The organism is Streptomyces sp. GD-15H, assembly GCF_045291515.1.
Taxonomy (GTDB): Bacteria; Actinomycetota; Actinomycetes; order Streptomycetales; family Streptomycetaceae; genus Streptomyces.
Genome location: NZ_CP149447.1, coordinates 110,952 through 130,515, shown reverse-complemented (window position 1 = coordinate 130,515; position 19,564 = coordinate 110,952). Strand labels below are relative to the sequence as shown.

Sequence of the window (19,564 nt, the reverse complement as noted above, 5' to 3'; positions counted from 1 at the left end):
CATCCGCGTCCTCCGCCTTCTCCCCCGCCGTGCCCCGACGGCGGCCTGTGCCGCAAGAGCACCGGCAAGCCGTTCCTCACGCTCGCGAGCCCACACCGAGCCCTGAGCATCCCGTTCCGGCTCGTACACACTCCAGCCGGCTGCAGTCATCAAGTCCCTGACGCGCCGCCATTCGGCGTGCTGGGCCAGCCAGATGACAGCCAACCGCTCCCGGTCCATCTCGAAGGCGTAGAAGGAACCGTTCCCCCTCAACTGCTCCGCGGTCTCCCGCTCACGGACAGCGGCCTCCGCGACCTTTTCCGCCACGGCGGCGACGTCCAGGCCGTTCGCCTGACGCCGGACCTGATCCCGCGCCACGTCCTGAGCACTCCACATGCGTTTTCCCTTCTCCGGTACGATGTGTCGGGTTCGTGTCAGTGGAGTGGTCGGCAGTCGATGTCGGCTACTTTCCGTCGCCTTTCGCTGGTCACGGTGGGGACGGGTGACGGTCTGCTGCTGCCATGAGGGTGACACGGGCAGCGGGGCTCACTGTCACGACGCGGTATATCCCATGGTGGGTCACTGACACGAGGCCGAGATATCGCACCACGCTCTCGCCGCGTGACGGAAACATGTCCAAGATCACGGGGAAAGTTCGGACTTGACTTCATCCGTGCACTCGGCCGGGATCGCGTAGTCCTCGAACCGGCCGGCCTCCTTGGCTTCGGCCCGGCCCTTCAGCACGTCGGCCACGACCTTGGCGCAGTCCGGGGATGGTGCCGGCGGCGGGGCGGCCATGCCCGGGGACATCACCCACATCACAGCCATCACGCCGAGACAGAACACGGCCATGGCCGCGGCCCACAGGCCAGCGGTGCGAAACATCCTCTTCCCCTTACGGTGGGCGAATGGCTGAACGAAATGATGAGGCCGAGCGGGTCACAGCGGCCTGGCAGGCCCTGACCGGCTGGCTTGCCGAGCACGCTCCCGTCTCGTATGCCTCCCTCCTGCCGCCCGCGGCGGAAGAGGAGATCACAGCCGCCGACGCCCAGCTGAGGCAGCACCTCGGCTTCGGGCTGCCCGCCGAGCTGGCCGCGCTGTGGCGGCTGTGCGGCGGCGTGGAGCACCAGGAGATCGAACATGACGAGGAAGGCGAGGTCGGCTCGGGGGCATTCCTGCCCGGCGGGGTGATCATGTCGCCGATAGATGCCCTGCGCCCGCGCCTGCCGGACCATACCGGACAGGATTGGTGGCAAGGCGCGCCGGTGGTGCCGTGGCTGACCGGGGATGAGGCAGGGGCCGAGTCCGGCCACTGGGTGGGTGCCATCGGTGTCGGCCGGTGGAGTGTGGACAGCTTGCCCGGCGTCAGCGCCAAGCCCGCGTTCCCGTCGATCGCCGCCTACCTGGATGCCGTCTTGCGCACCGTGACCGAAGGGCCGGCCGATGCGATGGGCCCGGATGTGCCCGGCCTGGTGTGGGGCTGCCTCATCTGGCAGAACCCGAAATATCCCCTGCTGGACGAAGCCCTCCCGCACTGGACGCCGATCCACTGACATGCCTGGGGCCCCGTCAGCCTGACGGGGCCCCAGGCATGTGCTGCTAGCCGGTTACGGCGTGCTCATGGTGCAGATCACCTCGGACTTGGTGGTGTCACAGGAGTTGAACCAGCTCATGCCGGGGGTGTCACCGGGGTTGACCCAGTATTCATCCGTGTCCAGCAGGCGGAACCCGGGGACGAAGGTGTTGCCGAAGCCGCTCATGGCACCGGAATTGATGTACTTCGACATCGAGGAGCGGCCGCAGTTCTCATCCCAGGTGGGCGGGGTGTAGCGGGTGTCGTCCAGGAAGTGCTCGCTGCGGTGTGGCAGTTGTTGCCTCAGAACTCCGGTTCCTCGCCTGTCGATAGCATGAACACATGAGCAACGGTGTGATCGTGGCCTGGGAACGCATCGAATCCTGGCTGAGGCTCCACCCGCCGGCTGCCCCGCTGTCTCCCGGCGCCTCCGACGAGCTGATCGCCGAGGCAGAGGCCGAGCTCGGGTTCCGCCTCCCCGCCGACCTTCGTACGCTGTGGCGGCGATGCGGCGGGCCGGTCGGGCCGTTGACGCCCGAGGGTGAGGTACTGCTCGGAGTGCGCCGAGCCCTGGACGCCTACGACCTGCTGAATCACCCCGGAGTCTGGGGGACGACATGGATCCCGTTCACCGCCGACGAACCTGACGACCCGTTCTCCGGGACCTTCATCGACGCCGCGACGGGGTTGATCGGGTCGTGGAACCGGCAGGACGTCTCCCACCTCTACGAGGATGGCAGCACCCTGACCGGATACCTGGCTGAGGTGGCCGACGAACTTCGAGCACTTCACTGACGGCGCCGAACGGGTCCCGCCCGTTGAGGAGTCGATCCTGCAACGGGCGGGGTGGTTGTTATCGGGTTGTCGTTTTCGAGGGTGTCAGCGGCGCGGCGCGCTGAGCTTCGTCGCCGACTGGCTCCACTCGGGGAAACCGTTGGCCCACGCGTCGCAGATGACCTTCTCCGCGGTCCAGTTGCATCCGGCGGCCGTCAGGCCCGTCCAGAAGTAGTAGCCGTCGGCGTCCAGCAGTCGGTTCGACGACGCGAACTGGCCGAACAGGCGCATCGCCCCCGAGTTGACCTCCAGCGACATGGATGACCGCCTGCACTTGACTTTCGTCCGGTCCGGTTCGGGTAACGCCCGTCGTCACGGAAGTGCAGCGTGCCGTCGGATGCGACGCCCTCGTAGGTCTGCACGCACTCCTCACCATTGTTGACGAGGTACGGGTTGGCGTTGCCATCGGGCGTCTTGGGCGTGCCACCGGTCAGCCCATCCAGTTCGCCGGACGCTGCCCGGTCTCATCCACCGGAGGATGAGACCGGGACCGCGTGTGCGGAGTGACGGCATGCGGTGAGCCGGCGGACACGAACTCGATCAGATAGTCCTCAAGACCCGTTTTCGGCGTGACGCCACGCAACTCGCCGTAGAAACGCTCTTGGGCACTCTCCCCGCCCCTGCGCCACACGTACATCGTGTAGGCGGTGTTCGACTCCAGACGGAAGCCGATATTCCCCCTGCGTTGGGCGTGTCGAGCACCATCCTCCCCAGACGGCTGCTGAAGGGCCAGCTCCCGGCCAGCACGAACCCCTCACCCCCATGCTCTGACATGCGGTCGCTGACCTGGAGCGTGAGCGTGGCGTCGTGCTCCCGCGCGTTACTGATGAACAGGACAGTGCCGTCCGCGACATGCACTGCACCGGTCGGCCCCATCGGCAGGTCCGTCCACACCACAGTGCTGCCCTCAGCGGTGAGCCCGAACAGAGACCGTTCGATGTGGACCGTCGTCGTCATGCGAACCTCATCAGGCATGACCGTCACACTAGGTCCTGTCTGGAGTCCGGATCATGATTGTGGTGCGATGCTGCGGAGCCAGAGCATCGCACCGCATAGGTGCAGTCCGGCCGCGTAGCTCTCCGGGGTCTTGTCGTAGCGGGTCGCGATGCCGCGCCAGTTCCGTAGCCGGTTGATGCACCGCTCCACGGTGTTGCGCTCGGTGTACAAGGCCGCGTCGTGGCTGACGGGGCGGCCGCCCTTCGAGCCGCGCTTCTTGCGGTTGGCGGCCTGGTCGACCTTCTCCGGGATCACCGCCCGGATTCCGCGACGCCGCAGGTAGCGGCGGTTGCGGCGGGAGGAGTAGGCCTTGTCCGCGGCCACCGCGTCCGGTCGGGTCCGGGGACGCCCGACCGGCCCGCGCACCTTCACCCGCTCCAGGACCGGGACGAACTGCGGGCTGTCGCCGGCCTGTCCGGGCGTCAGGACGAACGCCAGCGGGCGGCAGCGCCGGTCGGCCGCCAGATGGATCTTGCTGGTCAGTCCGCCCCGGGAACGCCCCAGTTCGGCGGCCGTCAGGCGGGCCCGGTGTCGTCGGCGGAGGCGTCGCCGCTCGGTGCGCGGGTTGTCTTCGGCCGGCCCGTCTTGCGGCTCTTGTCCCTTCGCGGCACCCCCTTTTCGGACTCGGCGGCCGCTTCCAGGGCCGCCAACTGCTCAGGGTCGAGGGCCATCCCGGCGGCGTGGTGGTGGGCCCGGGCGGTCGCCGAGTCCACGCTGACCAGGCCCAGGTCCACCTGGTCGCGGGCGGCGGCCTCGGCGATCACGGCCTCCATCAGGTACTGGAAGATGCCCTGCGTCGCCCAGATCCGGAAGCGGTCGTACGCGCTCTGCCAGGGGCCGAACTCATCCGGCAGGTCGCGCCAGGGGCTGCCGGTGCGGAACCGCCACATCACCGCGTTGAAGTGTTTCCGCAGGTCGGGGATGGGCCCGACCGCAGCGACCGGGAGATGGGGCTCGATCAGGGCCCACTGGTCGTCGGTGAGATCGCCTCGCGCCATGACTGATGGCCTATCAAAACCGGCCCTCATGGCGCAGGCGATCTACCGAATCCGTGATCCGGACTCCAGACAGGACCTAGGACCTGTCCGAGGGGTTGCGTGACAGGCTGACCGGTGAATCGTTCCGTCCCGTGTGGGGCGCGGTGATCTGACAGATGCGGAGTGGGCCCGGCTGGAACCGCACCTGCCGAGGAACGCAGGCCGGGGCGGGCGGTGGAAGAGCCACCGTGTGGTGATCAACGGCATTCTCTTTCGGCAACGGACCGGCATCCCGTGGCGGGACCTGCCGAGGCGGTTCGGCAAGTGGAAGACGGTGCATGACAGGCATCGCAGGTGGTCGGTGGACGGCACGTGGGACAGGATCTTGCGGGCCGTCCAGGCCGACGCCGATATCGAGGGCCGTCTCGACTGGACGATGGCGGGGGGACTCGACGGTCTGCCGGGCGCACCAGCACGCGGCCGGTGCACGAAAGCAGCCTCCGCGGGTCCCCGGTCAGCGGAGTCGGCCCGCTCATCATCGGGACGACGAAGGGCTGGGCCGCTTTCGGGGAGGGCTGACCACGAAGATTCATCTGGTGGGTGAAGGCGGGCGGCGTCCGCTGGCCGTGCTGATCACACCGGGGCAGACAGGCGACGGGCCGCGGATGATCCCGGTGCCGAAGAGCGTCCGTGTGCCGCGCCCGGCCGGCGGGCGTCCTCGCACTCGGCCGGACCACCTCAGCGGCGACAAGGCGTACAACTCCCGCCGCAACCGCCGCTATCTGCGACGTCGGCAGATCAAGCCCACCATCCCCGAGCGCCGCGACCAGCGGGCCCCTCGGCAAAAGCGCGGCAGCAAGGGCGGTCGGCCCGCCGCCTTCGACCGGGCCCGGTATGCCCGCAGGAACGAGATCGAGCGAACGATCAACGCCCTCAAAGGCTTCCGCGCCGTGGCCACTCGATTCGACAAACGGGCTTACGTCTTCCACGGCACGGTGACCGTCACCGCGATCCGGCTGTGGCTCCGCTCCTGAGCCCTTCCCGCTTGCTTCCGATTCACCCCGGCCTACCGCAGGACGGGGCAGTTGGCGGATGTGTACTCGTCCGCGATGTTGAACACGCTGGCGCAGTGTGGGCATTCGGCCTTGCCGAAGAGGTGGGCGATTCCGTCGGCGAGGGCCTCGCGCCCGTCACGGACGGCAGTCCCGTGCATCCACCGGCCGGTGCCGGAGAGCTCCTCAAAGGACGCCGGCCGCAGGCCGCGACGGTCCACATCGCCCAGGTGCCAGTCCCGGATCGCTGAATAGCGCCCGTGGTCCCCGATGGCGATCGTCACTTCCACGGCGCAGTGGGGGCAGGCCAGGTGGTAGAAGTCGTCCGCGAAGTCCCCCAGGACGGCACTCCAGTGGTACTCCTCCTTGGCCGCGAGCGAATCGCGGAAGGTCGCGAGGTAGTCGACCGGCCGCGATTGCAGGTGCCGGTCCAACAGCTTGCGGAACTCTGCGATCGCGTCGGCGCAGTCCGCCAGCAGATCGTCGCAGCCGTGGTGTCCTGCCGCGCGTCGCAGGACCGCTCCGGCCAGTCCACGCGCCCGTGCGCTCCTCGCGGCGAGACGCACCAGGCGCGGCAGGGCGGCAAAGCCGGCGGGGAAGACGAGGTCGTGTTCGAGGACCAGCCGGTATCCCAGCTCCTCCCATGCTTCGGCGTTGTCCTCGAGCTCCACCCGTTCCAGAAGCGCGGGGACGCGATCGACATCCCCGTAGCAGTCGTGCATCTGCGTCCAGTTCACCACCTGGGCATTAAAGCGCCCCATGGCAGCCGGGGTGGGCGCCTCTGTTCCTGACCCACCGGACAGGCCCTAGAGGTCGCGCGGATAGGCGGGAGTTCTGTCCGACGGCGCCGGCTCGGCCGGGCGTGACGGGGGACAGGGGCTGGGTGTGGTGCGGGGGTGGCTGACAGGTCTGCGGCGGAGTGACGTCAAAGGATCACTTGCCGTCGGCTCCGGTAGCATCGGCGCCATGTCCGGTGCTTCGTGCGCGGCTTGTGCCGCGGTGACGAGGACGCTCCGCTAGCGGCGGGGCGTTCCTCTCACTTCTGTTGAACGTTCTGCTGCTTCGTGGTTGAACCGGAGCGGCACGTTCGTGCTGCTCGGAACTTCTTCCGGGCAACGGAGCACTCGATGGTTTCAGGCATTCCCTCTTCGCGCCGGGACGAATCGTCCCCGGTGCGCGCGTGGCTGGTGCTGTGCTGCATGGCCATGCTGCAGTTCTTCATCGCGGTGGACGTGACCGTGGTCAACGTCGCCCTGCCCTCGATCGGCGCCGCCTTCGGGGTCGACGGGCACGCCCTGGTCTGGGTCGTGGTCGGGTACACGATCACCGGCGGCGGGCTGCTGATGCTCGGCGGCCGACTGGGCGACGTGCTCGGCAGGCGCCGCATCCTCCTGCTCGGCACCACGCTCTTCGGTGCCGCGTCCCTGCTGGCCGGGCTCGCGCCGTCCTTCGCCGTGCTGGTGACGGCCCGGCTGCTGCAGGGTGCCGGAGAAGCGATCGCGCTTCCGGCGGCGATGGCGGTGATCGTGCTCATGTTTCCCGAGGGGCCGCGCAGGTCGCGGGCGCTGGGCGTGTGGGCGGCCGTCGCGAGCTGTGGCCTCGTCCTCGGGTTCGTGGTCTCCGGGATCATCACCGAGCTGCTCGGCTGGCGGTGCATCTTCCTGGTGTCCGTGCCGTTCATCCTGGTCGTGCTCGCGGCTGCGGCCATTCTCGTGCCGAGCGAACGGCCTGCCGGGCCCGCACCGCTGGACCTTCCCGGTTCGCTCCTGCTGGTCGCGGCCCCGCTGCTGTTCACCCTCGGCGTCATCGAGGCAGGAGGGGCGGACGGCCCGCTGCCCTGGCTGCCGCCGGCGGCGCTGGCCGGCGCAGTGGCAGCCGGGGCCCTGTTCGTCGGGGTCGAGCGCCGTGCACGGAACCCGCTCGTGCCGCTGCGGTTCTTCCGCAACCGGCCGCGCGTCCTGGCCAACCTCGCCACCGCTCTGCTGAGCGCGGCGCTGTCCACCTCGTTCCTGCTGTTCACCTACTACCTGCAGGACCGGTGGGCGCCGGCCCGCTCCGGGCCGGTCTGACGATGCTGCCCCTGGCGGTGTCCCTGATCGCGGCCTCGGTGCTGGTGCCCCGGCTGCTCGGACGGTGGGGCGCCCGGGCCTGTGTCCTGGCCGGCATCGGCTTCACCGCGCTGGCGATGGCCGCCATCGCCCTGGTCTCCTCCCTGGGGGCCACCGGCCCGGCGATGATTCCGGCCATGGTGCTCATCGCGGCCGGGATGGGGTTCGGGATCGTCGGGCTGCAGTACGTCGCGGTGACCGGCGTGACCGAGGACGACGCCGGCATCGCCTCCGGCGTCCAGCGGGCCGCCGACCAGCTGGGCGGTTCCATCGGGATCACGCTCTACGTCGGCATCGGGTTCGCTCCCGCCCTGGACGGCACCGACCCGTTCCTCGCCAGTAGTTTCCTGGCCGTCGCCGGGCTCGCCGCGGCCGGGTGCGTCGCCTGGCGGATCTCCCTGCCCGCCGCGGTGACGGAGGAGACGCTCGGGTGATCTTGGGCAGGGCTGCGCCCGTCCGGCGGCCCGGCCGGGCGCAGCCCGGGAAACAACAGGTCCACGATCACCACCGGGCAAGCAGGAGGTCACGTGCCCGTCCTGCCTTCCTCCATCACCGCCCCTCTGTGGGAGCAGTTCCACGCGTTGATCCCGCGCCGCCAGGTCGTTCATCCGCTGGGCTGTCATCGGCCCCGCGTCCCGGACAGGGTCGTGTTCGACAAGCTCCTGGCCCGGCTCGTGCTGGGCGGCACCTACCAGCAGCACGCCGACCACCGGGTCTCCGCGACCACGCTGCGGTCCCGGCGGGACGAGTGGATCGCCGCGGGAGTCTTCGAAGCCCTGCACCGGGCCGCGCTGGAGGCCTGTGACCAGGCCATCGGCCTGGACCTGGATAACCTCGCCGTGGACGGGTGCATCGTGAAAGCCCCCGGCGGCGGGGAGAACACCGGCCGCTCGCCTGTGGACCGCGGGAAATCGGGGACCAAACGGTCGCTGCTGGTCGAAGGCGGCGGGCTCCCGATCGGGTGCGCGCTCGCCGGCGCCAACCGGCACGACTCGCCGCTGTTACGCCCCACCCTGGAGATCCTTGGGCGCTTCGGCTTCCAGCTGCCCGACCGGATCACGGTGCACCTGGACTCGGGCGTGACCCGCACCCTGCTGACCGAGCTGGGCTGCGGATGGCGGATCACCCCGAAGGGCGCGTTCCTGCCGATCCACCACATCCACCGATGGGGTGTCGAACGGACGAACTCCTGGCACACACGGGGCTTCAAGTCGCCGGCGATCGTCACGGACCGGCGTGCGGTGGTGCAGGCCGCGTGGGTAGCGCTGGCCAGCGCGGTCATCGTGATCCGGCGCCTGATCCGCAAGGCATGGACGGTCTACCGATGGGACACACGGACCGCCCGACGCCCGTGACCTATCCGCGCGAACTCTTAGTACTCCAGCTGTAGATCGTGATCTTGCTGGTCGGGCCGGTGCGGAGACGGGTGCGGCCACCGTTGATCATCGTGAGTTGTGTGGACTTACGAAGAGACGGTGGCCGCAGGTCACAGCATAGATCCCGCCCGGTGGCGGGAGGCGTTCGAGGGCCTGATGGGGCGGATCGCGTGCCGGTTCAAGCGGGTCGAGCCCCGGCGCCGGGCCGGGCGGCTGCTGCTCGGGCTGCTGTCGGACCTGCCGCGGAAGAACTGCTGGACGATCGCGGAGTGGGCCGGGGAGGCCAGCCCGCACGGCATGCAGCATCTGCTGTGCCGGGCCGTCTGGGATGCCGATGCCGTCCGTGATGACGTGCGCGAATACGTCGTCGAGCACCTCCGCGACGAGGCCGCGGTGCTGGTCGTCGACGAGACCGGGGACGTGAAGAAGGGCACGCACACCGTCGGTGTCCAGCGTCAGTACACCGGCACGGCCGGGAGGATCGAGAACTCCCAGGTCGCGGTCTACCTCGTCTACGCGGGCGAGCGGGGGCACGCGGCGGTGGACCGGGAGTTGTACATCCCGCGCTCCTGGACGTGCGATCCGGATCGCTGCCGGGCAGCGGGGCTCGGCGAGGACACCGTCTTCGCGACCAAGCCGGAACTGGCCCGGGTGATGATCGAACGGTTCCTGGCCGCCGGACACCGCGTCGGCTGGGTCACGGGGGACGAGGTCTACGGCGGCAACCCGAAACTGCGGGCGGCTCTGGAGGAACGCGGCATCGGCTATGTCCTCGCGGTGGCCTGCTCGGCCGAAGTCCCCACCAGCGCGGGCAGGTTCCGCGCTGACGTCCTGGTGAAGAAGGTGCCGAAGCGAGCCTGGCAGAAGCTCTCGGCCGGGCCCGGCGCGAAAGGGCAGCGGTTCTACGACTGGGCCGTCATCGACCTCGCCGACCCGACGCCGAGCAAGCACCAGCTCCTGATCCGCCGCAACCGCACCACCGGTGAACTCGCCTACTACCGCTGTCACTCCACCACGCCGGCATCCCTGGCCACCCTGGTCAGGGTCGCAGGTTCCAGATGGCGGGTAGAGGAGACCTTCCAAAGTGAGAAGGGCCTGGCCGGGCTGGATGAGCACCAGGTCCGCCGCTACCCCTCCTGGACCCGCTGGGTCACCCTCGCGATGCTGGCCCATGCCTTCCTCGCCGTCGTCCGCGCCGACGAATACGCACACCGCCCCACACCGGATGACCTGATCCCGCTGACCTGCAACGAGATCCAACGCCTGTTCATCACGGTCGCCGTCCGAGCCGATCACGGCCCGGCCCACCGGCTCAGCTGGTCCACCTGGCGACGCCGCCACCAGGCACGATCACGAGCCAGTCATTACCGACGACAAACCGCATCCCAGACATGAAGATCACGATCTACACCTGGAGTACTGACCGATCTCGGCATGCCTGGCGCTCCGCCGGAGCGCACTCGAGCATGTGAGCGTGAAGCCCCGGGAGCGTGCTCTCGCGTCACGGCAACGAGCGTGTGAGCCAGACCACTTCACCGTTGTCTTCCGTGGAAACGTGGTCCCGCTCGAACCCGAGCTTCTCAAGGACACGGAGCGACGGTGTGTTCCACGTGCCGACGGTCGACCAGAGCCGTTTCCGCCCGGTCGCGACAGCGGCATCGAGCACCGCGCTGGCCGCCTCGGTGGCGTAGCCACGCCCATGCGCGCGCTGGAACAGCTCATACGCGATTTCAGGCTCCTCTAGGGTGGAGCGGCCGATGATCAGCCCGCAGTAGCCGATGAAGTCGCCTTCGTCGCGACGCTGGATGGGCAACAGGGCGATCCCCGTAGTCGCCGTCGCGGTGAGCAGCTCCGCGATGGACGTCCGGATGTGCTCAACCGTAGGGGTCCCCTTGCCGCGTTCGGAGAGGAGGGCGCAGAACTCAGCGGCGTCCGACTCGGCCCACGGCCGCAGTGTCAGCCGTTCGGTCTCAAGGTGGAACGGCATCGTCTCGTACGTAGTCATGCCCCCACTCTGTCCCACGGAGCATCACGAACTACAGCTGGAGGTGTGCCACGAACGCTGAGAGTGAGGTTGATGTAGGCAGAGACCCTGCTTGATGTGGTGCTGTGCGGAAGATGAAGGTCTTGTGGCCCTTCGGCGTCGCCCTGCGGTGGGAGGCGTCAAACCGTCCCGAGCTGCGTTGGTTGAAGACCGTCGTGGTGAGCGTCCGGGGAAAAGGCGCCGGTCAGGCGTCAGGTGGGGACCGGGAAGGCGAACGCGAGTGAACCGCTGATGACGTGTCGTAAGTAGTAGGTGACATCGAAACCGGGGTGACTTCAGGATCCCGGGACAAGCCTGGCGGGTGACCGCTTATTGGCCAGGCGGTGTCCGGCATGAAGGCGGCGCGAGCCCGGTCTGCGGCTTCCGTACGGAACGTGGGAAGGCGTGTCGCGATACTGCCCTGGCTCAGCGGCCGGGGCGACAGGGAGAACCCGGTGCGGAAGCCCTCCGGCCGGGTGCTGAGTACCGTCGCGCGGCGCGCCGGCGGACCGGCTCGTAGTAGTGGGGAAGCCCCGGTAATCGGGGTGGAGTGAAGGGGCCGGGTCGTTCGTGACTGGTTTGTTCGGTCAACCGGAAGCACTCCGGGAGGAGCGGGATGAACGAGTTGAAAGCGTCGGCCAAGCCGTTCGACATCTCCAAGCAGGAGGTGTGGGACGCCTGGGTGAAGGTGAGAGGAAACAAGGGCTCGTCCGGGGTGGACGGAGTGTCGATCGAGGCGTTCGAAAAGGACCTGAAGAACAACTTGTACAAGGTCTGGAACCGGATGTCCTCGGGCACATACTTCCCGCCGGACGTCAAAGCGGTGCCGATCCCCAAGAACGGGGGTGGCACCAGGGTGTTGGCGGTGCCCACCGTCGCTGACAGGGTCGCGCAGACGGTGGTGGCCGGACATCTGTCGGAGCGGGTGGAGCAGGTCTTCCACCCGGACTCCTACGGGTATCGGCCGGGCAAGTCGGCACTGGACGCCGTCGCGTCCTGCCGGGAGCGGTGCTGGCGGTTCGACTGGGTGGTCGAGTTCGACATCCGGAAGTTCTTCGACACCGTCCCGTGGGACAAGGTGGTGGCCGCGGTCGAGGCGCACACCGACGCCGGTTGGGTGGTGCTGTACGTCAAGCGGTGGCTGGCCGCGGGGCTGCGCCTGCCCGACGGGTCCACGACGGAGAGGGTGGAGGGCACGCCGCAGGGTTCTGCGGTGTCGCCCGTCTTGGCGAACCTGTTTCTGCACTATGCGTTCGATGCGTGGATGGTCCGGGAGTACCCGGGCTGCCCGTTCGAGCGTTACGCCGACGATGCGGTGGTGCACTGCCGCACCCTGGCGGAAGCGGAACGGGTCCTGGCCGCGCTGCGGTCCAGGATGGCCGAGGTCGGTCTGGAGCTGCATCCGGACAAGACCCGGATCGTGTACTGCAGGGACGACAACCGTCGGGGCCGGTCTCCGGTCACCGAGTTCACGTTCCTGGGGTTCACGTTCCGGCCACGAGGAGCCAAGGACAGACACGGGGTGATGTTCACCGCGTTCCTGCCCGCGATCAGTCACCAAGCCCTGAAGAGGCTGAGCAGGACGGTGCGGTCCTGGAGACTGCACCGGCGCACCGCGCAGGAGTCATCTGACCTGGCACGGATGGTCAATCCGGTGGTCAGGGGATGGATGAACTACTACGGGCGCTTCTACCGCTCAGCGCTGTATCCGCTGCTCGACCGCATCAACACCTACTTGCTGCGGTGGATCCAGAAGAAGTACCGGGTCGGGACGAAACAGGCCCTGCGACGGTTGGCCCGTGGCCACACGTTGCGCCCGAAGTACTTCGCTCACTGGACCTGGGCGGCCCCGGCGGGGTCGAGGCCCAGAACGACAAGAGCCGTATGACGGGAGACTGTCACGTACGGTTCCGTGGGAGCCCGGGGGTGAGATTCCCCCGGGCGACCCGACTATTAGAAGTGGCAAGACGGACGCGATCGATGCCGCAGCCGCCGCGCAGGCGGTGCTTTCCGGCCGGGCCACCGCAACCGCCAAGACTGCCGTGGGTCGCCACCAAGCTCCGCTGGAACCTGGCCGCCGACAGCGCCGAACTCGCCACCCTTGATGACCTCGCCGGCGCCTGCCCCGAGCAGGCCGTGACGTACGAACCTGCCGGATAGCGCTGCCCTGGCTGCCCGTCCCCGCCGCTGTGGGGACGGGGCAACGCAGTGGGCCTCTGCCCACGGTTCGTGCAGACTGGGCACAGGGCCGCCTCGTCTCCCCCGTCGAGGCGGCCCGTTGTTTGTCAGCCCCAGTCGCAGCCGGTGCCGTCGCGGTCGAGGTGGCGGCCGTAGCCGGGCTCGCCGCGGTGGACGGGTGCGGCTCCCGCGGCCCGGGCTGCCGCACAGTCGGCGCAGCAGACGCGCCCGGCACCGCTGCCGCTTTCCCCGCTGCTGTCGTCGCTGCCGCCACCGCCGCTGCCCGAGGCGGGCTGAGCGGTGACGGTTTCGGTGACCTCGACGGTCTCGGTGACCGTGGGCGCAGGCTCAGCCTCCGCGGTGGCGGTCATCGTGACGGTGGCCGTCGGCTGCGGCGTGGCGGAGGCCGGTCCGGCGTCCTCGGCCTGGGAGTCGGACCCGGCTCCCAGGCCGATCAGGAGGGCCAGGCCAAGAGCGGGAAGCACATGGCGTTTCCGCGTCCACCGGGGGACGGGGCGCGGTGGCTGCGGTGCGGTGTATGGGCTGGTCACGTCGTCCCCCTGGGCGGTAATCAGGTGCGCGGAGGCCAGCGGTTCGATGGACGGCTGTGCCGGTATGGGGGAGCAGCCACCGTTTCGTGACGCTCGTTGCCCACGGGGCGGTTTGGCTCCCTTGCCGGCTCGTGGGGTCCTGTCTGCGTGGTGCTGGTGCCCCGGCCTGGCCCGTCAACCGGGCGGTGACGGGCGTGCGCCTGCCCCGTCGCTGTTCGAGGTCGATTACCTCACCGCCGAACGCGCGGAAATCTATGGCGGCCGGAGTAGACATTGGGTGGTGGTGTGGTTACGGTTTCTCCCGTAGCCGAGATCAACAGGGCCCGGCAGAGACGAACTGCCGGGCAGCAGTACCCGCAGTCGCAGTGCGCAGGACGGTGCGGTGGTGGAGTTCCGGAGCCAGAGCGGTTGCAGGACGGCGACAGGGCTGACGACCGCACCGGGTGGCCCGCAGTGCTCAGGGGCCGCCGTGAGCAGGACCCCGCAGCGAAGTCCGTGAGCAGCACCCCGGTGAAGGCGTCGGCTGCGGACGCGCGCACCGGGAAGTTCGGCAGTGGGGTTCCAAGCCGGAGCAGACGCAGGACGGGCGACGGGGCCGGCTGCCGAAGGGTGGCGCTGTCACAGGCCACCAGCAGTACGCAGGAGAGCAGTACCAGCAGTACGCAGTTCCCCGTTTGGTAAGTAGTTGATCAAGAGGGAAGAACGGAGGAGCCGAGCGCCATCAGGATCGCCCGGGCGGACGTCTTGGGCCCGGGTACCGCAGGACATCGATAGTGAGGTGGTCTCCGGTCAGGCAACCGCGATCCCCGCACCCCCGGCAGCATCCCGGCCGGGTCCGCGGACACAGAGGGCCGGCGCAGGATCAGAGCCGGCAGATGGTGTAGCAGTTCCTTCGGGGCCCCGGTGCCATACGGCACCAGGGCCCCTCCCCGCGTTTTACAGAGAGGTGCAATGACCGCAGACGACTCCTTCGGCCGACTCGATGACGACGACTACCCCGCCTACACCATGGGTCGGGCCGCCGAGCTGCGCGGCACCACCCCGGGCTTCCTGCGCGCCCTCGGCGCAGCCCGCCTGATCACCCCGCTGCGCTCCGCGGGCGGCCACCGCCGCTACTCCCGCTACCAGCTGCGCCTCGCCGCCCGCGCCCGGGAACTCGTCGACCAGGGCACCCCCGTCGAGGCCGCCTGCCGCATCGTCATCCTCGAAGACCAGCTCGAAGAGGCCCGGCGCCTCCACGCCGCATACCGCCGCGCCGCCGCATCGGCGAACCCGACGGCCGCGGCCTGAGACACGGCTGGGACCTGCGGCTTTCCCGGCAGCTTCGCGACTGCGCTCCGCGCATGCTGCCGGGACGCACACCGTTCCGGGCAACTTCGCTTTTCCTACAATCGCCCGCCCGGACGCAGTAGCGCGGCGTTACGCCGCCGCCCACTCCAGCCCGAGGGCGGACAGCACCTGGAGCTCGTCAGTTCAGCTTCCCGCTCCTGTTCTTGCTGTAGGACGCGGTGCCCCGAATGAAGGGGTACCGCCCGTCGAGGGCATCAGACCCATTCGACGCCGAGCTCGGTGAGCGCGGCGCGCTGCTCGGGGGTGAGCTTGTCCCGCCGCGACTTGGTGTTGGAGACCCATACGCCCAGTTTCACGGCTACCGGCTCTGTCTCGCCGTCGGCCGTGATCTGCTCAGCGTGGCCCCTTGGTACCGGCCGGTCCGGGCCTTCCCGTTCGACCCATTGTGCGAGGGCCGCGAGTCCGCGTTGGAATGCCTGCTGTGCCTTGCCCGGCCCCGGCGTCGCACGCCCGGCTGCCGGGGAGCCAGTCGGCGTCGGGGCGGGCTTGATGCCCAGCCGGGTCAGTCGTTCCCGCTGCTCGGGCGACAGCAGCTTCCAGGTGGCCGGCTGTTTCTGCCGCTTCAGCCACCGTCCGAGGTCGTCACCGTCGAACGTCACACCGGGTTGGATGTCGGGCAGCACGCCGCCGGCCTCGTCGGCGGCGAGGTCGGTGAGGATGCGGTGGTGGCGTTGCCAGTGAAGTGGCCAGGGGCAGTTCCAGTCGGGGTCGATGGCCGTCAGTTGCTGCGCGCGTACCCGGGCCCGCTCTAGGTCCTTGCCGAGGCCGCCCTTCCTGCGGAGGTTGGCCAGGTGCTGCCCGATGGGCACCATCGCCCCGTCCTCGTCCCAGACGGCGTCCTGGCGGGGTGCGAGGTGTCCGGTGACCCGCCGGTAGGACCGGAGCGCGGCGAGCTTGGTCTCCCAGGCTTCTTCGCCGGGCTCCCAGACCATCCCGGCCTCCGGCGCGTCCAGCAGCAGCTTGCGCCGCTCCTCGAGCTCTCCGGCCCGCAGGGCCTTTCTCTGCTGGTGCACCCACCTGCCCAGCGGAAAGGCCTTCGTCACCCCCACCTCGGTCTCCACGTCGTAGGGGACGGCGTGCAGGCCGGTGATCTCGTTCTCGGCTCGCCAGCGGATGAGGGCTTGGTAGCCCTCGAGCCACACCAGCGACTCCGGCCGGTACACCCGCGTACGCAGGAACGCGGCGATGGTCGCCGCATCCCGGGGAGAGGAGAAGTGCAGCAGCGCCGACTCGACCACACCGTCGGTGCCGCCCTGCTCCCGGTCCTCGCCGTCACCCTCGCCGCCGGCCCCGACGATCCGCCCGTCCTCATCGCGCCGGATGTGCACGGTGCGCTGTCCGCTGGTGAGGGCGCGGGAGGCGAGCTGCTCCACGAGGCGCTCATCGTGCGAGCGCAGGCCCTGCAATACGGCTACGAGCGGCTTGAAGCTGGCGGAGGCGATCATGTCGGTCGGGTCCTCGCCGGGCTGAAGGAACACGGGCACGATGATCCGGGCGACCTTCGTGGAGCCGTCCCGGTTCAACCTGAGTGCCCGGCCGATGTTCTGCACGATCTCCACCTGGGAGCCGCGGGTGTCGGCGAAGCACACCGCTTCGACGCCTCGCTCGCCGGTGATGTCCACGCCTTCCCCGAGCACGCGACAGCTTGCCAGGAACGCGCGGTGCACCCGGCGGCCGGCCGCGTCGATGCCGTTCGCGAACTGCCGCAGCACCTCCCGCCGCTCGGCCACCAGGTGGTCGCCACACAGCCACGCCGCCCACACCCGGCCCGGGGGCACGTGACGTCCGGCCTCCAGCTCGTAGAACTCCGCGTCGATCGACGACGCGGGGAGCCGATCCGCGGCCGCCAGGTCGTCGTCGGAGGCGTCGCCTGCGTACAGCTCGGCTGCCGTCTCCGACATCTTCTCTGCGAACGCGGCGGCCTCCTCCACCTTCTGGTGGAACGTCATGACCGTACGGAGGTTGTGCGCCGCGGCGTGCTCCAACAGTGCGGTCTGCAGCAGGGCGAGGCGCCGGCCCCGCTGTGCCTCCTCGGACTCCCCGAGGACGGGGAGGGGTCGCGGATCTCCAGGACGTCGATCTCGAATCCGGCGAGGATGCCCCGCTCGATCGCCTCCGAGAGCCCGAGCTCGGCCAGCCACGCGCCGTACGTCCCGTCCGGGGCGTCGGCCATGCTCGCGATCTCCAGCTCCTGGCCACCCTTGCCCTTCTGCGGCCGGGGCGAGGCGAGGATGCGCGGGGTGGCGGTCAGGTACAGCCGGAAGTCCGCCGGGACCCGCTGGTTGTCGTGGATCGCCGCCCACGGCCTGCCAAGATCACCTGCGGTTGAGTGGGCCTCGTCCACGATCGCCAGGTCAAACCCTGCCATCCGCTGCCCGTACAGCCGCTCCCCGCCCGCCAGAGCGGCCTCCAAAGGCCCGCGCACCTTGCCCTGGCCCATCGGATCCTCGAAGTCCTCGCGGTCCACCAGCGAGGCGTACGTGGCGAACACCACCACCGGCCCCGACCCCGCCCACAGCGCCAGCTGAATCGGGTTGGTGGTGGTGCGCACCCCCAGCGAGTCGAGCACCGGATCGTTCTCCAGCGAGCACACCGCCACCATCGGCACCCGGTGGCCCACCAGCCGCCACGCCCGGGCGGTCTGCACCAGCAGGTCCAGGGTCGGCACCATCACCAGGACCCGCCCGCCCGAAAAGCACTCCCGCGCGCACGCGGCCGCCGTGATCGTCTTCCCGGACCCGGTCGCGGACACGATCGTGCCCCGCCTCGGTGTTTCACCATGAATCCCAAGAGCGGTGACGGTCTGTCACGGCATGGAAAAGGTGCCCCGTGACCTGCGATGATCCGGCTTGTCGAAGGCTTGGATCATGAGCGGGTGGGGGCACCTTTCACGTGCACGATGGCGAGTGGAGCCGGGGTCTGGCCATGTCGGCGGACGGGCGGGGCCAGGTCGGGCATGTAGGCGGGGTGCACCTGCGGCTGCTGGCGGAGCGCACGGGCCTGACCGGAGCACTCTCGACCGCACTCGCGCGCAAGGACTTCGATCCGGTGCACGACCGGGGCCAGGTGCTGGTCGATCTCGCGGTGGCGATCACGCTCGGTGCCACGTGCATCCGGGATGTCCGGCTGCTGGAGCACCAGCGGGCCGTGTTCGGGCCGGTGGCGTCCTTCCCCACGGCGTGGCGGGCCTTGAAGGAGGCCGACGAGCTCGCGCGGCGGCGGATCGAGCGGGCCCGCGCGGCCGTGCGGCGCCACGTGTACGCCCTGCTGCGGGACCGGCCCGAGGGCTTCCCCGAGGTAGAGGTCGACGGTGTGCCCCTTCGCGGGTGGACGGTGATCGACAGCGACGGGACGCTGATCAACGCACCCTCCGACAAGCAGGGCGCGCGCGGGACCTACTGCCGCCTCAGGCAACGTTCGCCCTGTCGACGACGGCGCGTAGGCGCCGGTCGTCGGCGTGGCGGTTTCGCCAGATGATGTAGCGGCGGATCATGCTGCCCTGCTCGGTGTGGCCGGCGTGATCGGTGCCGTCCAGGGTGAAGTAGCGCAGGGCGGTGAACTGGGCCTCGATGCGGTTGAGCCAGGAGCTGTTGGTGGGGGTGTAGGCGATCTCGACGTTGTTCGCTGCCGCCCAGGTGCCGACCCGCTGGCACTTCTTCGTGGTCAGGTGCGGGGAGAAGTTGTCACAGACGATGGCGATGCGGACCGCGGGCGGGTAGAGGATTCGCAGGTAGCGGCAGAACTCCAGGAACTGGGTGCGCTTCTTGACCGGCTTGATGTGGCCGTAGAGCTTGTCCTTGGTCAGGTCCAGGGCGGCGAACAGGTGCCGGACCCCGTGCGGGCGGGTGTAGGTCGCCCGCCGCCTGCGGCGGGGTTCGCGGTCGGGGTCCTTGTGCTTGCCTGAGCGTTCGGCCCACTGCCGGCCCGGGTGGGGCATCAGGTTGAGCGGCCCGAACTCGTCCATGCAGAAAACGACGTCGGGCTCGCCCTCCTCGGGTATGACCTCGCCGTCGGCGATCGCGTAGAGGTGTTCGACGCGGGCCTTCTTGGCCGCGTAGTCGGGGTCGCGGGAGGTCTTCCAGGTCTTCAGGCGTTGAAAGGAGACGCCCTCCTCGCGGAGCAGGATGCGCAGGCCCTCGTGGCTGATGTCGTCGACCACCCCCTCGGCGACCAGGAAGTCCGCCAGCTTGGTCAGGCTCCAGGTCGAAAAGGGCAGGTCGTGTTCGGTCGGCCTGGACTTGGCGATCTTCTTGATCTCGCGGCGCTCGGGCAGCGTGAACGTCCTGGGCCGACCACCGGAGTACTTCGGATACAGCGAGTCGAAGCCGTCGGCGTTGAAGTTGTGGAGCACGTCCCGGACCCGGTCGGCACTGGTGAACGTGACCTCGGCAATCTTCACCACCGGCATGCCCTGTGCGGACAGCAGGACCATCTGGGCCCGCCGCCAGGTCACCACCGATCCGCTGCCTCTGCGGATGATCCGCAGCAGCCGTCGGCCCTCGCCGTCATCGATCTCCCGCACCTGAACTCTGTCGGCCACGCCGCCAGTGTTCGCTGAACGCGCCGA

The 19,564-nt window shown here is 69.3% G+C and carries 17 protein-coding genes and 3 pseudogenes; 10 read left to right on the top strand and 10 right to left on the bottom strand.

Translation table 11 applies throughout. The features are described from left to right. Positions 1-621: 621 nt before the first annotated feature. Positions 622-864: a hypothetical protein gene (locus tag WJ438_RS00655; protein WP_406723487.1), complete on the bottom strand. Its 243-nt coding sequence runs from the start codon at positions 862-864 to the stop codon at positions 622-624. 23 nt (positions 865-887) lie between these two features. On the opposite strand from WJ438_RS00655, the gene WJ438_RS00650 reads away from it, so the two are divergent. Next, on the top strand, positions 888-1,532 hold the full coding sequence (locus tag WJ438_RS00650; protein WP_406723486.1) for a hypothetical protein: 645 nt from the start codon (positions 888-890) through the stop codon (positions 1,530-1,532). Positions 1,533-1,586: 54 nt separating this feature from the next. On the opposite strand, the gene WJ438_RS00645 is transcribed toward WJ438_RS00650, so the two are convergent. After that, positions 1,587-1,766: a hypothetical protein gene (locus tag WJ438_RS00645; RefSeq protein ID WP_406723485.1), complete on the bottom strand. Its 180-nt coding sequence runs from the start codon at positions 1,764-1,766 to the stop codon at positions 1,587-1,589. A 128-nt stretch (positions 1,767-1,894) separates the two neighbouring features. Between WJ438_RS00645 and WJ438_RS00640 the strand changes: the two genes are divergently transcribed. After that, on the top strand, positions 1,895-2,347 hold the full coding sequence (locus WJ438_RS00640) for an SMI1/KNR4 family protein (protein WP_406723484.1): 453 nt from the start codon (positions 1,895-1,897) through the stop codon (positions 2,345-2,347). 84 nt (positions 2,348-2,431) lie between these two features. Here WJ438_RS00640 and WJ438_RS00635 read toward each other — a convergent pair whose 3' ends face one another. From WJ438_RS00635 to WJ438_RS00625, 3 genes and pseudogenes are all read right to left on the bottom strand, one after another. Then, positions 2,432-2,644, bottom strand: coding sequence for a hypothetical protein (locus tag WJ438_RS00635; RefSeq protein WP_406723483.1), 213 nt, complete (start codon positions 2,642-2,644; stop codon positions 2,432-2,434). A 282-nt stretch (positions 2,645-2,926) separates the two neighbouring features. Continuing rightward, on the bottom strand, positions 2,927-3,343 hold the full coding sequence (locus tag WJ438_RS00630; protein ID WP_406723482.1) for a hypothetical protein: 417 nt from the start codon (positions 3,341-3,343) through the stop codon (positions 2,927-2,929). A 51-nt stretch (positions 3,344-3,394) separates the two neighbouring features. Beyond that, positions 3,395-4,380 (bottom strand): annotated as a pseudogene (locus WJ438_RS00625) (IS5 family transposase). Between the two features lie 133 nt (positions 4,381-4,513). On the opposite strand from WJ438_RS00625, the gene WJ438_RS00620 reads away from it, so the two are divergent. After that, positions 4,514-5,393, top strand: a protein-coding gene (locus WJ438_RS00620) for an IS5 family transposase (RefSeq protein ID WP_406723481.1) whose coding sequence is annotated in 2 segments (ribosomal slippage) — positions 4,514-4,806 and positions 4,805-5,393 — 882 coding nt in all. Because the reading frame shifts where the segments join, the coding sequence is not laid out codon by codon here. Positions 5,394-5,425: 32 nt separating this feature from the next. Here WJ438_RS00620 and WJ438_RS00615 read toward each other — a convergent pair. Then, positions 5,426-6,172, bottom strand: coding sequence for a hypothetical protein (locus WJ438_RS00615; protein ID WP_406723480.1), 747 nt, complete (start codon positions 6,170-6,172; stop codon positions 5,426-5,428). 438 nt (positions 6,173-6,610) lie between these two features. Between WJ438_RS00615 and WJ438_RS00610 the strand changes: the two are divergent. From WJ438_RS00610 to WJ438_RS00600, 3 genes and pseudogenes are all read left to right on the top strand, one after another. Next, positions 6,611-7,953: pseudogene (locus WJ438_RS00610) on the top strand (MFS transporter). A gap of 93 nt (positions 7,954-8,046) precedes the next feature. Beyond that, on the top strand, positions 8,047-8,874 hold the full coding sequence (locus WJ438_RS00605) for an IS5 family transposase (protein WP_406723479.1): 828 nt from the start codon (positions 8,047-8,049) through the stop codon (positions 8,872-8,874). A 177-nt stretch (positions 8,875-9,051) separates the two neighbouring features. Then, positions 9,052-10,290 carry an IS701 family transposase gene (locus WJ438_RS00600; RefSeq protein WP_406729546.1) on the top strand — a complete coding sequence of 413 codons (1,239 nt, stop codon included), beginning with the start codon at positions 9,052-9,054 and terminating at the stop codon, positions 10,288-10,290. A 106-nt stretch (positions 10,291-10,396) separates the two neighbouring features. On the opposite strand, the gene WJ438_RS00595 is transcribed toward WJ438_RS00600, so the two are convergent. After that, a complete protein-coding gene (locus WJ438_RS00595; protein WP_406723478.1) occupies positions 10,397-10,900 on the bottom strand; it encodes a GNAT family N-acetyltransferase in 504 nt (167 codons plus the stop codon). A 634-nt stretch (positions 10,901-11,534) separates the two neighbouring features. On the opposite strand from WJ438_RS00595, the gene ltrA reads away from it, so the two are divergent. After that, positions 11,535-12,806 carry a group II intron reverse transcriptase/maturase gene (gene ltrA / locus WJ438_RS00590; protein ID WP_406723477.1) on the top strand — a complete coding sequence of 424 codons (1,272 nt, stop codon included), beginning with the start codon at positions 11,535-11,537 and terminating at the stop codon, positions 12,804-12,806. 92 nt (positions 12,807-12,898) lie between these two features. Beyond that, positions 12,899-13,078, top strand: coding sequence for a hypothetical protein (locus tag WJ438_RS00585; protein WP_406723476.1), 180 nt, complete (start codon positions 12,899-12,901; stop codon positions 13,076-13,078). A gap of 125 nt (positions 13,079-13,203) precedes the next feature. Here WJ438_RS00585 and WJ438_RS00580 read toward each other — a convergent pair whose 3' ends face one another. After that, positions 13,204-13,647, bottom strand: a complete 444-nt coding sequence (locus WJ438_RS00580; protein WP_406723475.1) for an excalibur calcium-binding domain-containing protein — start codon at positions 13,645-13,647, stop codon at positions 13,204-13,206. Positions 13,648-14,598: 951 nt separating this feature from the next. Between WJ438_RS00580 and WJ438_RS00575 the strand changes: the two genes are divergently transcribed. Next, positions 14,599-14,937 carry a MerR family transcriptional regulator gene (locus tag WJ438_RS00575; protein WP_406723474.1) on the top strand — a complete coding sequence of 113 codons (339 nt, stop codon included), beginning with the start codon at positions 14,599-14,601 and terminating at the stop codon, positions 14,935-14,937. Positions 14,938-15,191: 254 nt separating this feature from the next. Here the strand turns inward: WJ438_RS00575 and WJ438_RS00570 are convergent. After that, a pseudogene (locus WJ438_RS00570) lies at positions 15,192-17,761 on the bottom strand (Helicase associated domain protein); the annotation flags it as partial. Between the two features lie 128 nt (positions 17,762-17,889). Here WJ438_RS00570 and WJ438_RS00565 point away from each other — a divergent pair. Next, a complete protein-coding gene (locus WJ438_RS00565; RefSeq protein WP_406723473.1) occupies positions 17,890-18,474 on the top strand; it encodes a hypothetical protein in 585 nt (194 codons plus the stop codon). Here the strand turns inward: WJ438_RS00565 and WJ438_RS00560 are convergent. Next, the gene (locus tag WJ438_RS00560; RefSeq protein ID WP_406723472.1) at positions 18,404-19,537 is read right to left on the bottom strand and encodes an IS630 family transposase; all 1,134 of its coding nucleotides are present in this window, start codon (positions 19,535-19,537) and stop codon (positions 18,404-18,406) included. The two genes, WJ438_RS00565 and WJ438_RS00560, sit on opposite strands and share 71 nt — an antisense overlap. Positions 19,538-19,564 lie beyond the last annotated feature (27 nt).

Bases quoted from the DNA above. Each gene is read 5' to 3' on its own strand.
- WJ438_RS00655 (WP_406723487.1), bottom strand. From the start codon at position 864: ATGTTTCGCACCGCTGGCCTGTGGGCCGCGGCCATGGCCGTGTTCTGT.
- WJ438_RS00650 (WP_406723486.1), top strand. From the start codon at position 888: ATGGCTGAACGAAATGATGAGGCCGAGCGGGTCACAGCGGCCTGGCAG.
- WJ438_RS00645 (WP_406723485.1), bottom strand. From the start codon at position 1,766: ATGTCGAAGTACATCAATTCCGGTGCCATGAGCGGCTTCGGCAACACC.
- WJ438_RS00640 (WP_406723484.1), top strand. From the start codon at position 1,895: ATGAGCAACGGTGTGATCGTGGCCTGGGAACGCATCGAATCCTGGCTG.
- WJ438_RS00635 (WP_406723483.1), bottom strand. From the start codon at position 2,644: ATGTCGCTGGAGGTCAACTCGGGGGCGATGCGCCTGTTCGGCCAGTTC.
- WJ438_RS00630 (WP_406723482.1), bottom strand. From the start codon at position 3,343: ATGACGACGACGGTCCACATCGAACGGTCTCTGTTCGGGCTCACCGCT.
- WJ438_RS00615 (WP_406723480.1), bottom strand. From the start codon at position 6,172: ATGGGGCGCTTTAATGCCCAGGTGGTGAACTGGACGCAGATGCACGAC.
- WJ438_RS00600 (WP_406729546.1), top strand. From the start codon at position 9,052: ATGGGGCGGATCGCGTGCCGGTTCAAGCGGGTCGAGCCCCGGCGCCGG.
- WJ438_RS00595 (WP_406723478.1), bottom strand. From the start codon at position 10,900: ATGACTACGTACGAGACGATGCCGTTCCACCTTGAGACCGAACGGCTG.
- ltrA (WP_406723477.1), top strand. From the start codon at position 11,535: ATGAACGAGTTGAAAGCGTCGGCCAAGCCGTTCGACATCTCCAAGCAG.
- WJ438_RS00585 (WP_406723476.1), top strand. From the start codon at position 12,899: ATGCCGCAGCCGCCGCGCAGGCGGTGCTTTCCGGCCGGGCCACCGCAA.
- WJ438_RS00575 (WP_406723474.1), top strand. From the start codon at position 14,599: ATGACCGCAGACGACTCCTTCGGCCGACTCGATGACGACGACTACCCC.